The sequence below is a fragment of the Angustibacter sp. McL0619 genome (assembly GCF_049994355.1).
In the GTDB taxonomy this organism is placed as follows: domain Bacteria; phylum Actinomycetota; class Actinomycetes; order Actinomycetales; family Angustibacteraceae; genus Angustibacter.
Window position 1 is genome coordinate 2011216 of record NZ_CP188257.1, and the last position, 14600, is coordinate 2025815.

Sequence of the window (14600 nt, forward strand, 5' to 3'; positions counted from 1 at the left end):
TCGCGGCAGGCGCGCCCTAGGCTGGTTGTCCGTGATCCTTCCTGATGCCCGGTTGCAGCTCGCGCTCGACCTGATCGGGGTCCTGGTCTTCGCCGTCTCCGGCGGGCTGGTCGCGGTCAAGAAGCAGCTCGACCTGTTCGGCGTGCTCGTCCTGGCCCTGGTGGCCGGGCTCGGCGGCGGTGTGCTGCGCGACCTGTTGATCGGGGTGGTGCCGCCCACCGGCGTGACGGACTGGCGGCTGGTTGCGGCGGGCGCGCTCGGTGGGCTGCTGACCTTCCTGTGGCACCCGGCCTTCGGCCGGATCAGCCGCCTGGTCAAGGTGCTGGACGCCGCCGGGCTGGGCGCCTTCTGCGTCAGCGGCGCGCTGACCGCGCTGGCGCTGGGCATGCCGGACCTGACCTGCGTGATCGTCGGGACGTTGTCCGCGATCGGCGGAGGGATGCTGCGCGACGTGTTGGCCCGTGAGGTGCCCGAGGTGCTCACCCGCGAGCTGTACGCGGTACCGGCCCTGCTCGGCGCCACCCTGGTCGTGGTCGCCCACGAGCTGCACGTGCTGCGCTGGTGGGTGGCGCTGGCCGCCGCGGTGCTGGTGTTCGGACTGCGGATGACGGCCGTGCTGCTCGACCTGAACGCCCCGCGACCGCTGCGAACGCAACCGCCGGGCACAATCGAGCCGTGAGTGACGCCCTGGCGAACGACTCCCTGGCCCCGTACGACGCCGTCCTGCTGCTGTCCTTCGGTGGTCCCGAGGGCCCGGACGACGTGCTGCCCTTCCTGCGCAACGTGACCGCCGGCCGGGGCATCCCGGACGAGCGGCTCGCCGCGGTCGCCGAGCACTACGCAGCGTTCGGCGGTCGCAGCCCGATCAACGACCAGAACCGCGAGCTGCTGGCCGCGCTTCGCGCCGAGCTGGACCGGCGCGCTCTCGCGCTGCCGCTGCTGTGGGGCAACCGGAACTGGGCGCCGTACGTCACCGACAGTCTCCGCGAGGCGCATCTGGCCGGTCACCGGCGGGTGCTGGTGGTGACCACCAGCGCCTACTCTTCGTACTCGAGCTGCCGGCAGTACCGCGAGGACCTCGCGGCCGCGCTGGCCACCCTGGCCGCCGAGAACCGCGACCTCGCGGTCGACAAGGTCCGCCCGTACTGCAACCACCCCGGCTTCGTGCAGCCGAACGCCGAGGCCGCGCTCGCCGCGCTGGAGTCACTGCCGGCCGGTTCGCACCTGGTGTTCGTGACGCACTCCGTCCCTGACGCGATGGACGAGGCGAGCGGGCCGGGCGGGGACCTGAGCCCCGCCTACTCGCAGCAGCACCGGGACGTCGCCGCCGTCGTCGCGGACGCGGTCGGTCATGCGGTCGGCCACGCCGTCCCCTGGGAGCTGGTCTACTGCTCGCGATCCGGTCCGCCGTCCCAGCCGTGGCTCGAACCCGATGTCGGTGACCACCTGCGCGCCCTGCAGCGGGCCGGGGTGCCGGGTGCTGCGGTGTGCCCGATCGGCTTCGTCAGCGACCACCTCGAGGTGGTCTACGACCTGGACACCGAGGCATACGAGGTGGCCGAGCGGCTCGGGCTGCCGTTCGCCCGGGCGGCCACCGTCGGGGTCGACCCGGCGTTCGTGACGGCCTTGGTGGACCTGATGGTGGAGCGCGCCGGACAGGCCCGCGACGAGCAGCCGGCCCGGCCGGCCCTGGGCTCGCGCGGTCCGGCCCCGGCGATCTGTCCGACCGGCTGCTGCGCCAACCTGCGCGCCGAGCGGCCGGCCGCCTGCGGGCAGGACTGGACCGCTCCGCGAGTCAGGGACGGTGTCCGGTGACCGGCTCGACCGGCTCGACCGGCTCGGACGCGCCCGAGCGGCTCGCGCTGCTCGAGCTGGCCGAGCGGGCCGCCCGGGCCGCCGGCGACCTGATCCGCGACGAGCGGCCGGACGACCTCGGGGTGGCGCTGACCAAGTCGAGCCCGACCGACGTGGTCACCGTGATGGACCAGCGCAGCGAGCAGCTGCTGCGCGACCTGCTGCTGTCCGAGCGGCCGGACGACGGGCTGCTGGGGGAGGAGGGCGGCGACGTCCCCTCCCGCAGCGGCATCACCTGGGTCGTCGACCCGATCGACGGGACCGTCAACTACCTCTACGGCATCCCGGCCTACGCGGTCAGCATCGCGGCGGTGACCGGCGACCCGCGCGATCCGGCGGGCCACGAGGTGCTGGCCGGCTGCGTGCACAACCCGGTCTCCGGGGAGACGTTCACGGCGACCCTGGGCGGCGGCTCCTACCTGGACGGTCGCCCGCTCCGCGTCAACGACGTCCACGACCTGGGGCAGTGCCTGCTGGCCACCGGGTTCGGGTACGCCGCGGAGCGCCGGCGCAAGCAGGCCCAGGTGATCGCGGCGCTGCTGCCCCTGGTCCGCGACATCCGGCGGATCGGCAGCGGCGCCCTGGACCTGTGCCAGGTGGCCTGCGGACGGGTCGACGCCTACCTCGAACGCGGTCTCATGCCTTGGGATCTGGCGGCCGGCGGACTGGTCGCCCGAGAAGCCGGCGCACGGGTCAGCGGACTCCGAAACGCGCCAGCGGGGCACGATCTCGTGCTCGCAGCGGCCCCGAGGCTGCATGCTGACCTGCAGCATCTACTCGTCCCGTTGCGACCGGACACGGACGCAGTGTGACCGAACTACTCCGGATGAGGCACAATCCCTGTCTCGGCCGGGCACAAACTCGGGCCCTGGCGCGTTATGACGCGGCGAGTGATCTACAGCAGGACCGGCTCACGAGCAACACCACCACAGCGAGACCCCGCGGAGGGCGACCCAACTCATGGCGACCGACTACGACGCGCCGCGCAAGACCGACGACGACCTGAACGAAGACAGCATCGAGGAGCTCAAGGCCCGACGGGTCGACAAGAGCTCGTCGTCGGTGGACGTCGACGAGACCGAGCAGGCCGAGGGCTACGAGCTGCCCGGAGCGGACCTGTCCAACGAAGAGCTGTCCGTCCGGGTGCTGCCCCGGCAGGCGGACGAGTTCACCTGCTCGCGATGCTTCCTGGTGAAGCACCGCAGCCAGCTCTCCGGCGACTCGGGCACTCAGCCCGTGTGCCGCGAGTGCGCCTGACCAGTACCGTCTGACGGCTCGTCGCGCGCGCTGCCCGCCCCTTGGGCCCGCAGCGCGGCGGCGAGCCGTTCAGGTCTGCGCGAGGAGACGAGCCAGTAGGGCACCGGGTCCTGCGGGTCGACCACTTCCACCACGACGCCGCCGCGAATCCATGCGCGCTGGCACAGGTAGGCCCGGGCGTCGGTCTTCGGCCCGCGCAGCTCCGCCATCCGCTTCGGGTCCACGGCACGGACCCGGCCGAGGTGGTGCGCCTCGATCCTGGCCCGGCCGGCGCGTAGCTCACCGTGCGCGGCGACCACGTGCGCGCTCGAGGCCAGCAGTGCCGCCGCCGCGACCGCGACCGCGAGCAGCGCGACCACGGCACCTGCGTTCCAGCCGAGCGGACGGACGGCGGTCAACCCGAGGCTGGCCGACACCGCCAGCACGGCGACCCAGACGGGGGCCGAGGGCAGCAGCCGCTCGTGGTGCTCGGCCGGGACCGCGGGTTCCTTCACCCACCCAGGGTGGCACGCGGGCCGCCGGGACCGAGGGACTAGGGTCGCTGCCGATGAGTGCGCAAGAGCTGGAGAGATCGGCGACCACCGTCCAGGTGCTGCTTCGGCAGCTGGACGACGAGCTGCCCGTTCCGTCGTACGCCCACCCCGGGGATGCCGGGGCCGACCTGGTCACCCGGGTCGACGTCACGCTGGCCCCCGGCGAGCGAGCCACCGTGCCGACCGGCGTAGCGATCGCGCTGCCGGTGGGGTACGCCGCCTTCGTGCACCCGCGCTCCGGCCTGGCGGCCCGTCATGGCGTGACCACGCTGAACGCGCCCGGCACGGTGGATGCCGGTTACCGGGGCGAGATCCATGTCAACCTGGTCAACACCGACCGCAACACTCCGGTGACGCTGCACCGCGGCGACCGGGTGGCCCAGCTCGTCGTCCAGCGGGTCGAGCACGCCGAGTTCGTCCTGACCGGCGAGCTCCCCGAGTCCGTCCGGGGCGCCGGCGGGCACGGGTCTACCGGCGGGTTCGCCGGCACGGCGTCCGCACCCGGTACCAACATCGGGGCCAGCGCCCCGGAGGGAGACGTTTCGTGAGCCTCTTCAAGCGCCGCAAGGACGCAGACACCGATGAGGTCGAGGGCGCTGACGCCACACTCGAGCAGGCCGCCGACGGCGACGCGGACGACGGGGACGGGGTCGAGCCGGACGCCGCGGCTCAGTCGTCCGCCGAGCGCGCCGCGACCTTCGACCGGTCCGGCGGCCCGCTGGATCGCTCCGAGGTCGAGGATCTGGAGGGTCGCCTGGACATCGGAGCGCTCTGGCTGCCGATGATCGAGGGCATCGAGCTGCAGCTGCAGATGGACGAGGCGACCCAGCAGGTGACCGGCGCGTTCATCGTGCTGAAGGACGCGGCCGTGCAGGTCCAGGCGTTCGCCGCGCCGCGCAGCGAAGGGATCTGGGCCGAGGTGTGTACCGAGATCGCGGCCGGCATCACCGAGCAGGGCGGCACCGCCGACCCGGGCTACGGACGGTTCGGCCGCGAGCTGGTCGCCCGGGTGCCGACCCAGCAGCCGGACGGCAAGGTCGGTTTCCAACCGCTGCGGTTCACCGGCGTCGACGGTCCGCGCTGGCTGCTGCGTGCGGTGTTCCACGGGCGTGCGGCCGTCGAGCCCGAGGCCGAGGCGAGCGCCGCCCTCGAGGCCCTGGTGGCCGGGATCGTGGTCGACCGCGGCATCGAACCGATGGGCCCGCGCGAGCTGCTGCCGCTGCGGCTGCCGGTCGTGGGCGAGCAGCTGGCCGAGGGCGCCGACGGCGAGGACGGCCCAGCGCGTGACGCGCCGAACCCGGAGTCGATCGCGGCGAACGAGCCCCCCGCGTCCTTCGACGACCTGCAGCCGTTCCGCCGTGGCCCGGAGATCACCGAGCAGCGCTGAGCACCCAGCCAGAGCGTCTACCCTGGACGCATGGGTGAGACACGCGGCCGGCTGCGCTCTGCGCTGCACCGGCTCTCCAGCTCGGACCAGACGCTGGAGGCCGAGGATCTCCGCGAGGTGTCCGACCGCTTCGGTGGCACACCGGTCGACCAGCTCCCGGACCGCCAGCTGGCGTGCGTCTGCGGCACCCTGCGCTCGGTGACCCTGCGGCCGCGGGCGGGCGTGCCCGCGCTGGTCGCCGAGCTGTACGACGGCTCGGGCACGGTCCAGGTGGTGTGGCTCGGACGTCGCCGGATCGCCGGTATCCAGGCCGGCCGCCGGATCCGCGTGCACGGTCGGATCGCCCGCCGTGAGGGCACCCGCGTGCTGTTCAACCCGAGCTACGAACTGCTGCCCGGCGGACCGGAATGACGGGCTCGCGGCGCGCCGCGGGGACCACATGAGCCTGGTGCTCGGCCACGTGCCGGAGGGGGCGACCACCGTCGAGGAGGTGGTGCGGCACCGGCTCGTCGAGGGTGTCGGCGGGCTGCGGGGGTCCGTCGAGGCCGCGCTGCCGACGGTCGCCTTCGTGGCGGTGTGGACGTCGTCGAAGAACCTCACGGCTGCGCTCGTCGCGTCGGCGGCCATCGTGCTGGTCTCACTGACCGTCCGGCTGGTGCAGCGGCAGACCCTGAGGTACGCCCTGGGCAGCCTGGCTGCCGTCGCCATCGCGGCCTTCTTCGCGCTGCGCAGCGGGCGGGCGCAGGACGTTTTTTTGCCGGGCATCCTCTACAGCTGCACCATGCTCGTGGTGACGTTGCTCTCGGTGGTGACGCGCTGGCCGATGGTCGGCTTCATCGTGGGTGCGGCGCACCCCGAGGACCCGCTGGCGTGGCGCACCCACCACGGCATCGTGCGGCTCTGCCAGCGGCTGACGCTGGTGCTGGCCGCGATGTACGCCATCCGGGTGGCCGTGATGCTGCCGACCTACTTCGCCGGTCTGGTCGGCTGGCTCGGGGTGGAGAAGATCGTGCTCGGCTGGCCGTTGTACCTGGCGGCCATCGCAGTGATGGGCGCGGTGCTGCTGCGTGGCCACACGCCGCTGGACCCGGAGGACCTCGAGCCGGCTGCCGAGCCGGAAGGGAATCACTCCATCGAGGACTGATGCTCCGGGTGGCCGGGGGAGAGCATCTGCTCGAGCGCGGACTCGCTCTCCGGCACGGTGAGGAAGAGCAGCTCGTCGCGCGACTCCAACGAGTCGTCACGGCTGGGGGCGATCGGGCGGTCCTCACGGATGATCCCGACCAGCACGCACTCCGGCGGCCAGGCCAGGTCACCCACGCGCGTCCCGGCGTACGGCGAGTCGTCCGGCAAGGTCATCTCGACCATTGTCGCCCGGCCCTGCTGGAACTGGAAGATCCGGACCAGGTCACCGACGCTGACGGCCTCCTCCACCAGTGCGGTCATCAGCCGCGGCGTCGACACGGCGACGTCCACGCCCCAGGCCTCGTCGAACATCCACTCGTTCTTCGGGTTGTTCACCCGTGCGACGGTCCGCGGCACCCCGAACTCGGTCTTGGCGATCAGCGAGACCACGAGGTTCGCCTTGTCGTCGCCGGTCGCGGCGACGACCACGTCGCAGCTCTCCAACCCCGCCTCGCGCAGGGCGCTGATCTCGCACGCGTCGGCGAGCAGCCACTCCGCGTCGGGGACGCGCTGGGTCTGCACGGCGCGGGGCTCCCGGTCGACCAGCAGCACCTGGTGCCCGTTGCTCAGCAGCTCGCGGGCGATGGAGCGGCCGACACTGCCGGCACCTGTGATCACTACGCGCATCGTGGCCTTCAGTCCGTCTTGGGGGGCGAGTCGAGGGCGGTGCTCACCTCGGGCAGGTCGGCCTCGGCCACGGCGACGTGCAGCAGGTCACCGTCCTGCAGCATCGCCTCGCTGTCCGGCACGAAGGCGTCGCCGAGCCTGCTGAGGTAGGCGATCCGGAACTTGCCGCTGACCTGCATGTCGTCCACGCGCCGACCTACCCAGCCCTGGTTCACCGGGACCTCGGCCAGCACGACCCGGCCACTGGGGTCGCGGAACAACGGGGACGCGCCCACCGGGAGCAGGCGGCGCAGCATCTGGTCGGCCGTCCAGCGGACCGTGGCGACGGTGGGGATGCCCAGCCGCTGGTAGATCTCCGCCCGGCCGGGGTCGTAGATCCGGGCCACGACGTTCTCGATGCCGAAGGTCTCCCGGGCCACCCGGGCCGCCAGGATGTTCGAGTTGTCGCCGCTGCTGACCGCGGCGAAGGCGTAGGCCTGCTCGATCCCGGCCTCGCGCAGAGTGTCCCGGTCGAAGCCGACGCCGGTCACCCGACGTCCCTCGAACGACGTGCCGAGCCGCCGGAAGGCGGTCTCGTCCTGGTCGACGACGGCCACCTCGTGGCCCTGCGACTCCAGGCTGTGGGCCAGCGTCGAGCCGACCCGCCCGCAGCCCATGATGACGAAGTGCACGCCATGCCTCTCTCGGTCGTCCGCGGTCACCTCGGCCACCGGGTCAGGGCAACACGCGCCCCCCGATGACCGCACCGCACGCTACACGGTGCCAGGCCCTAGGCTCAGGGACCGTGCCTGTTGCTGGTCGGATCCTCAAGCGTCTCGTCGTCGGTCGCCCGCTGGGCAGCGACCGGCTGGGCGAGACCCTGTTGCCCAAGCGGATCGCCCTGCCGGTGTTCGCCAGCGACGCCCTGTCCTCTGTCGCGTACGCACCGGACGAGATCTTCCTGACCCTGTCTCTGGCCGGCATCGGTGCCTACGCGTACAGCTGGAAGGTCGGCGTGGCCGTCGCGTTCGTGATGCTCGTGGTGGTCGCCAGCTACCGGCAGAACGTGCACGCCTACCCCTCCGGCGGGGGTGACTACGAGGTCGCGACCACCAACCTCGGGGCGACCGCCGGGCTGACCGTGGCCAGCGCGCTGCTCGTGGACTACGTGCTGACCGTGGCCGTGTCGATCTCGTCGGCCGCGCAGTACGCGGCGTCCGCCATCCCCTCGCTGAAGGGTCACGAGGCGGTGGCCGCGGTGGCCGCGGTCGCGGTGCTGACCGCGATGAACCTGCGCGGGGTGCGCGAGTCGGGGTCGGCGTTCGCCATACCCACGTACATCTTCATGGCCGCCATCATCGGCATGGGGTTGTGGGGCTTCGCGCGGATGGCGTTCGGCAACCTGCCGGACGTCGAGAGCGCGCAGTTCACCGTCCAGCCGCAGGCGGCCTACGAGGGCGGCCTGGCCACGCTCGCCGGGTTCTTCCTGATCCTGCGCGCGTTCTCCTCCGGCTGCGCCGCGCTGACCGGCGTCGAGGCGATCAGCAACGGGGTGCCCGCGTTCAAGAAGCCGAAGAGCGCGAACGCCGCGACCACGTTGGCCCTGCTCGGCGGCATCGCCGTCACCATGCTGCTGTCGATCCTGGCGCTCGCGCACTTCACCCACCTGGTCTTCGTCGACCCCAACGACACCGGCGAGCTGCTGCTGAACGGGCAGTCCGGCACGGTCGGCACCGACGGGACCGTGACGTTCGCGAACGGCGTCAGCTACTCCCAGGACCCAGTGATCGGCCAGCTCGCGAAAACCGTCTTCGACCACTTCCCGCCGGCCTTCTACCTGGTGGCGGCGGCGACCGGGGTCATCCTGGTGCTGGCCGCCAACACGGCGTTCAACGGCTTCCCGGTGCTCGGCTCGATCCTGGGTCGGGACGGGTACCTGCCTCGTCAGCTGCACACTCGCGGCGACCGGCTGGCCTTCAGCAACGGGATCATCTCGCTGGCGCTGATGGCCAGCATCCTGATCATCGCGTTCGACGCGCAGGTGACCCGCCTGATCCAGCTGTACATCGTCGGGGTGTTCGTCTCGTTCACGACCAGCCAGATCGGCATGATCCGACACTGGAACCGGTTGCTGCTGACCGCCTCCGGCGCCGAGGCCGGACGGATGAAGCGCGCCCGGGTGATCAACGGCCTCGGCGCGGCCATCTGCGGCATCGTGCTCGTCGTCGTCCTGCTGACGAAGTTCCTCAAGGGCGCGTGGATCGCCATCGCCGCGATGGTGGTGATCTTCCTGCTGATGCGGGCGATCAAGAAGCACTACGTGGCGGTGGCCGCCGAGCTCGCGCCGGACGAGGACAGCACGGACGTCGTGCTGCCGACCCGGGTGCACGCCCTGGTGCTGGTCTCCAAGATCCACCGCCCGACGCTGCGCGCACTGGCCTACGCGCGGGCCACCCGCCCGTCTTACCTGGAGGGGATCAGCGTCAACGTCGACCCGGAGGAGACCGCTGCGCTGCAGGCGGAGTGGGATCGGCGCGGCATCCCGGTGCCGCTGAAGTCGCTGGACTCGCCGTACCGCGAGATCACCCGGCCGGTGATCGACTACGTGCGCTCGATCCGCCGCGAGAGCCCCCGCGACGTGGTGATGGTCTACATCCCGGAGTACGTCGTCGGGCACTGGTGGGAGCAGCTGCTGCACAACCAGAGCGCCTTGCGGCTCAAGGCCCGGCTGCTGTTCATGCAGGGCGTGATGGTGGCCAGCGTGCCGTGGCAGCTGCAGTCCTCGGAAGGCTACGAGGAGCGGCTCGAAGGGCGCCCGGCGCCGGGTGCGGTGCGTCGAGGTCCCACCAACGACACGAGGGACTCGTCCTGAGCGGCGAGCCGGACGGCCTGGTCGGCACCGTCATCGAGCTGGAGGTCGGGGCGGTGGCGCACGGGGGTCACTGCGTCGCCCGGCATGAGGGCCGCGTCGTCTTCGTCCGGCACGCGCTGCCGGGGGAGCGGGCCCGGGTGCTGGTCACCGAGGGCGCGGCCACCGACCGGTTCCTGCGCGGTGACGCGGTGGAGATCCTGGTGCCCGCACCGGACCGGGTGCCTTCGCGCTGCCCGGTCAGCGGACCGGGAGGGTGCGGCGGCTGCGACTGGCAGCACGTCTCGGTCGACGGGCAGCGCAGCCTCAAGGCGGACGTGGTGCGCGAGCAGCTGCACCGGCTCGCCGGGCTCGACGGCCCGCTGGTGGACGACCTCGTGGTCGAGCAGGTTCCCGGTGACGACGACGGTCTGGGCTGGCGCACCCGCGTGCAGCACTCGGTCAGCCCTCGGGGCCGGCTCGGCCTGCGCGAGCACCGCTCGCACCAGGTGGTCGAGATCGAGCGGTGCCCGATCGCGGCGCCGCGGGTTCAGGAGGTCGAGCTCGGTTCGCCACTGTGGCCGGGCGCCGCACGGGTCGAGGTCGTGGCACCAGCCGGCGGCGACAAGCCGCTGGTGCTGGTGGAGCCCGTCGGACGACGTCCGGCTGTGCTGCCCCCGGGCAGCGCCCTGGACGCCTCGGTCGCCACCACCACCCGGGACGGCCTGGAGCGGGTGCGCGGTCGGACCTGGGTCCGTGAGCAGGTCGACGTCGGCGACTGGCACGCCACCATGCGGGTCAGCGGCTCGGGCTTCTGGCAGGTCCATCCCGGTGCCCCGGCGGCGCTGGTGGGTGCGGTGCTGGAGCTGCTGGACCCGGCGCCGGGGGAGCAGGCCTTGGACCTGTTCTCCGGGGTCGGCCTGTTCGCCGCCGCGCTGGCCGCGCGGCTCGGCCCGGACGGCGCCGTGCTGGCCGTCGAGGGGGACCCGCACGCGGTCCGGGACGCTCGACGCAACCTGCACGAGCTGACTCAGGTGGGCATCACGGCCGGACGGGTGGACCGGGTGCTGGCGACCATGCTGGACACCGGGCTGACCACGGACCTGGTCGTCCTCGATCCGCCGCGTGAGGGCGCCGGACGGCGCGTGGTGGAGCAGGTGGTGGCGGTCGAGCCGCGCGCGGTGGCGTACGTCGCGTGCGACCCGGCGGCGCTGGCCCGGGACGTGAGGACGTTCGCCGAGCACGGCTACGAGCTGGACGCCCTGCGCGCGTTCGACTGCTTCCCGATGACGCACCACATCGAGTGCGTCGCCCGGCTGGTGCCCGCGGTGCCCTAGCGCGTGCCCGGGTGGGGGCCGCGGTGGCCCGTCACCGGCGTCCGCGAGAGGATCGACGGGTGCCCGACGACGTCGCCCAGCCCGCTGCCTTCAGCTGGCCGTTCGACGTCCGGTTCCACGAGGTCGACGCGTTGGGTGTCGTCTTCAACATGTGGTACTTCGCCTACTGCGACGCGGCCCAGGCAGCCTTCTTCGCCGACCTCGGTACGCCGTCGTCCGCGCTGAACGAGCAGGGCCTTGACGTGTTACTGCGCCACGCGGATGTCCAGTGGGTGGGTGCGCTGGAGCCGCACACCAGCGGTGAGGTGCGGGTTCGCCCGGTGAGCGTGGGGCACACCTCGCTGGTGCTGCGGTTCGAGGTGGTGCGGGTGCCGGACGGGCAGCTCGCCTTCACCGCGCAGATCACCTACGTCTGCGTCAGGGTGGCAGAGCGGGAGCCGGTGAGCGTGCCCGAACCGCTGCGCGCGGCCCTCGAGCGACGGATCGGTTGACTGCCTGGAATTTATCTCGACATCAAGATAGTGTGACCGAGGACGTGCGGCACGAAGGTGCGCACCGGTAGACGGAGGAGCAGCGGTGAGCCAGGACAGCTTCGGTGCCAAGGGCGACCTGACGGTCGGCGACGACACCTACACGATCTTCCGGCTGAGCGGCATCGAGGGCGCCGGCGACCTGCCCTACAGCCTCAAGGTGCTGCTGGAGAACCTGCTGCGCACCGAGGACGGCGCGAACATCACCGCCGACCACGTCCGGGCGCTCGCCGGCTGGGACCCGGACGCCGAGCCGGACACCGAGATCCAGTTCACCCCGGCCCGGGTGCTGATGCAGGACTTCACCGGCGTGCCGTGCATCGTCGACCTGGCCACCATGCGCGAGGCCGTCAAGGAGCTCGGCGGGGACCCGGCCAAGATCAACCCGCTCGCCCCGGCCGAGATGGTCATCGACCACTCCGTCATCGCCGACGTCTTCGGCCGCGAGGACGCCTTCGCCCGCAACGTCGAGCTCGAGTACCAGCGAAACGGCGAGCGATACCAGTTCCTGCGCTGGGGCCAGGGCGCGTTCGACGACTTCAAGGTCGTCCCGCCGGGCACCGGCATCGTCCACCAGGTCAACATCGAGCACCTGGCGCGCACCGTGATGACCCGCGAGGTGGACGGCGAGCTGCGCGCCTACCCGGACTCCTGTGTGGGCACCGACTCACACACCACGATGGTCAACGGCATCGGCGTCCTCGGCTGGGGCGTCGGCGGCATCGAGGCCGAGGCGGCCATGCTCGGCCAGCCGGTGTCCATGCTCATCCCGCGCGTCGTCGGCTTCAGGCTGACCGGCGAGATCCCGGCCGGTGCGACGGCCACTGACGTCGTGCTGACCATCACCGAGCAGCTGCGCGAGCACGGGGTGGTCGGCAAGTTCGTCGAGTTCTACGGCGCCGGGGTCGCCGCGGTGCCATTGGCCAACCGCGCCACCATCGGCAACATGAGCCCGGAGTTCGGCTCCACTTGTGCGATCTTCCCGATCGACGACGTGACCCTGGACTACCTGCGGCTGACCGGCCGCGACGACTCCCAGGTGGCCCTGGTCGAGGCCTACGCCAAGGAGCAGGGCCTGTGGCACGACGCGTCGGTCGAGCCGCGCTTCAGCGAGCACCTCGAGCTCGACCTGTCCACGGTGGTGCCGAGCATCGCCGGGCCGAAGCGCCCGCAGGACCGCGTCGAGCTGTCGGCCGCCAAGGCCGGGTTCCGCGAGGTGCTGCCCGCGTACGTGAGCAAGCGCGAGGGCGACTCGGTGCTGGGGGACAGTTTCCCGGCGTCCGACCCGCCGACCCCCGACTCGGCGCAGCCGCAGAACGGCGCGCCGGTTCACGACGGCGACGTCGAGCGGCGGATCAGCCGCCCGACCCGGATCTCGCTGGACGGCCAGGAGGTCGAGATCGACCACGGCTCGGTGGCGATCGCCTCGATCACCAGCTGCACCAACACGTCCAACCCGTCGGTGATGGTCGGCGCCGGGCTGCTGGCGAAGAAGGCGGTCGAGGCGGGCCTGGAGCGCAAGCCCTGGGTCAAGACCTCACTGGCGCCGGGCAGCAAGGTGGTCACCGGCTACTACGACAAGGCCGGCCTGACGCCGTACCTGGAGAAGCTCGGCTTTCACCTGGTCGGCTACGGCTGCACCACCTGCATCGGCAACAGCGGCCCGATCATCGACGAGGTCTCCGCGGCGGTGAACGAGCAGGACCTCGCCGTGGTCTCGGTGCTGTCCGGCAACCGCAACTTCGAGGGCCGGATCAACCCGGACGTTAAGATGAACTACCTGGCCTCACCGCCCCTGGTGATCGCGTACGCACTGGCCGGGACGATGGACTTCGACTTCGAGACCGACGCGCTGGGGCAGGACCACGACGGCAACGACGTCTACCTGCGCGACATCTGGCCGGCACCGGCTGAGGTCGACCAGGTGATCGCGAGCTCGCTGAACCGCGACATGTTCACCCGCGACTACGCCGACGTGTTCGCCGGCGACGAGCGGTGGCAGTCGCTGCCGACCCCGACCGGCGACACGTTCGACTGGGACGGCGAGTCGACGTACGTGCGCAAGCCGCCGTACTTCGAGGGCATGCAGCCCGACCCGGCGCCGGTGACGGACGTCGAGGGTGCGCGGGTGCTCGCCCTGCTCGGCGACTCGGTGACCACCGACCACATCAGCCCGGCGGGCTCGATCAAGGCGGACAGCCCGGCCGGGCAGTACCTGGCCGAGCACGGTGTGCAGCGGCGGGACTTCAACTCCTACGGTTCGCGGCGCGGCAACCACGAGGTGATGATCCGCGGCACGTTCGCCAACATCCGGCTGCGCAACCAGATGCTGGACGGCGTGGAGGGCGGGTTCACCAAGAACCTGCTGACCGGCGAGCAGGCGTCGATCTACGACGCGGCGCAGGCTTACGCCGAGGCCGGGATCCCGCTGGTTGTGTTGGCAGGCAAGGAGTACGGCTCCGGCTCGAGCCGCGACTGGGCGGCCAAGGGCACCGCGCTGCTCGGCGTCCGTGCCGTCATCGCGCAGTCCTACGAGCGGATCCACCGGTCCAACCTGATCGGCATGGGCGTCCTGCCGCTGCAGTTCCCGGACGGCGAGTCGGCGCAGTCCCTCGGTCTGGACGGCAGCGAGACGTTCAGCATCACCGGGGTCACCGAGCTGAACGAGGGCAGCACGCCGCGCACCGTGCAGGTCGTGGCGAGCAAGGACGGCGCTGGCGACGTCCGGTTCGACGCGCGGGTGCGGATCGACACCCCGGGCGAGGCGGACTACTACCGCAACGGCGGCATCCTGCAGTACGTGCTGCGCTCACTGGTGGGCTGACCGGCCGGAAGGTGTTGTGGCACTAGGCCCCGTGAGCGGACGGAAGCGTCCGCTCACGGGGCCTCGTCGTGCAGTCGTGACACCTGGATCGACCGGGTGTCCCATCCCAGGACGTCACCAGAAGTTCGTCACCGTAACCCCCTGGCTACGGACGGTGAACTATGGCAGCATTCGGCACATCGGCTGTCCGATCTGCCTGACTCGTGCTCAACGTGATACTCCCGAGACCTATTTGTTGT

At 71.6% G+C, this 14600-nt stretch carries 15 protein-coding genes; 12 read left to right on the forward strand and 3 right to left on the reverse strand.

Going from position 1 to position 14600, the window contains the following annotated elements; genetic code table 11:
* Positions 1-31 precede the first annotated feature (31 nt).
* The 4 genes from ACPPVT_RS09315 (at position 32) to ACPPVT_RS09330 (ending at position 3111) form a co-directional block, all read left to right on the forward strand.
* On the forward strand, positions 32-679 hold the full coding sequence (locus tag ACPPVT_RS09315) for a trimeric intracellular cation channel family protein (RefSeq protein ID WP_426566710.1): 648 nt from the start codon (positions 32-34) through the stop codon (positions 677-679).
* Positions 676-1815 (forward strand): ferrochelatase, encoded by a 1140-nt coding sequence (locus ACPPVT_RS09320; RefSeq protein WP_426566711.1) that lies wholly within the window; start codon positions 676-678, stop codon positions 1813-1815. Before ACPPVT_RS09315 ends, ACPPVT_RS09320 begins: the two co-directional genes overlap by 4 nt.
* On the forward strand, positions 1812-2666 hold the full coding sequence (locus ACPPVT_RS09325; protein WP_426566712.1) for an inositol monophosphatase family protein: 855 nt from the start codon (positions 1812-1814) through the stop codon (positions 2664-2666). Before ACPPVT_RS09320 ends, ACPPVT_RS09325 begins: the two co-directional genes overlap by 4 nt.
* A gap of 148 nt (positions 2667-2814) precedes the next feature.
* Entirely contained in the window at positions 2815-3111 is a 297-nt protein-coding gene (locus ACPPVT_RS09330; RefSeq protein WP_426566713.1) for a DUF4193 domain-containing protein, read from the forward strand.
* On the opposite strand, the gene ACPPVT_RS09335 is transcribed toward ACPPVT_RS09330, so the two are convergent.
* Complete coding sequence (locus tag ACPPVT_RS09335) at positions 3084-3605, reverse strand: DUF3093 domain-containing protein (RefSeq protein ID WP_426566714.1); 522 nt, start codon at positions 3603-3605, stop codon at positions 3084-3086. The two genes, ACPPVT_RS09330 and ACPPVT_RS09335, sit on opposite strands and share 28 nt — an antisense overlap.
* Positions 3606-3658: 53 nt before the next feature.
* Here ACPPVT_RS09335 and dut point away from each other — a divergent pair, with 53 nt between their 5' ends.
* Genes dut through ACPPVT_RS09355 form a run of 4 tightly spaced genes read left to right on the forward strand, consistent with a single transcriptional unit; the run spans position 3659 to position 6175 of the window.
* On the forward strand, positions 3659-4192 hold the full coding sequence (dut, locus tag ACPPVT_RS09340) for a dUTP diphosphatase (protein ID WP_426566715.1): 534 nt from the start codon (positions 3659-3661) through the stop codon (positions 4190-4192).
* Complete coding sequence (locus ACPPVT_RS09345; RefSeq protein ID WP_426566716.1) at positions 4189-5031, forward strand: DUF3710 domain-containing protein; 843 nt, start codon at positions 4189-4191, stop codon at positions 5029-5031. The genes dut and ACPPVT_RS09345 overlap by 4 nt, the downstream gene beginning before the upstream one ends.
* Before the next feature lie 30 nt (positions 5032-5061).
* Positions 5062-5442, forward strand: a complete 381-nt coding sequence (locus ACPPVT_RS09350; protein WP_426566717.1) for an OB-fold nucleic acid binding domain-containing protein — start codon at positions 5062-5064, stop codon at positions 5440-5442.
* 28 nt (positions 5443-5470) lie between these two features.
* The gene (locus ACPPVT_RS09355) at positions 5471-6175 is read left to right on the forward strand and encodes a DUF3159 domain-containing protein (RefSeq protein ID WP_426566718.1); all 705 of its coding nucleotides are present in this window, start codon (positions 5471-5473) and stop codon (positions 6173-6175) included.
* Here the strand turns inward: ACPPVT_RS09355 and ACPPVT_RS09360 are convergent.
* Both ACPPVT_RS09360 and ACPPVT_RS09365 read right to left on the reverse strand, forming a co-directional pair.
* Positions 6157-6843, reverse strand: coding sequence for a potassium channel family protein (locus ACPPVT_RS09360; protein ID WP_426566719.1), 687 nt, complete (start codon positions 6841-6843; stop codon positions 6157-6159). The two genes, ACPPVT_RS09355 and ACPPVT_RS09360, sit on opposite strands and share 19 nt — an antisense overlap.
* 8 nt (positions 6844-6851) lie before the next feature.
* Positions 6852-7514 (reverse strand): potassium channel family protein, encoded by a 663-nt coding sequence (locus ACPPVT_RS09365; RefSeq protein ID WP_426567111.1) that lies wholly within the window; start codon positions 7512-7514, stop codon positions 6852-6854.
* A gap of 113 nt (positions 7515-7627) precedes the next feature.
* Between ACPPVT_RS09365 and ACPPVT_RS09370 the strand changes: the two genes are divergently transcribed.
* From ACPPVT_RS09370 to acnA, 4 genes are all read left to right on the forward strand, one after another.
* Complete coding sequence (locus ACPPVT_RS09370) at positions 7628-9694, forward strand: APC family permease (RefSeq protein WP_426566720.1); 2067 nt, start codon at positions 7628-7630, stop codon at positions 9692-9694.
* Between the two features lie 53 nt (positions 9695-9747).
* The gene (locus ACPPVT_RS09375) at positions 9748-11007 is read left to right on the forward strand and encodes a class I SAM-dependent RNA methyltransferase (RefSeq protein ID WP_426566721.1); all 1260 of its coding nucleotides are present in this window, start codon (positions 9748-9750) and stop codon (positions 11005-11007) included.
* Between the two features lie 59 nt (positions 11008-11066).
* Complete coding sequence (locus ACPPVT_RS09380) at positions 11067-11498, forward strand: acyl-CoA thioesterase (RefSeq protein ID WP_426566722.1); 432 nt, start codon at positions 11067-11069, stop codon at positions 11496-11498.
* Positions 11499-11583: 85 nt separating this feature from the next.
* The gene (gene acnA, locus ACPPVT_RS09385) at positions 11584-14361 is read left to right on the forward strand and encodes an aconitate hydratase AcnA (protein WP_426566723.1); all 2778 of its coding nucleotides are present in this window, start codon (positions 11584-11586) and stop codon (positions 14359-14361) included.
* Positions 14362-14600 lie beyond the last annotated feature (239 nt).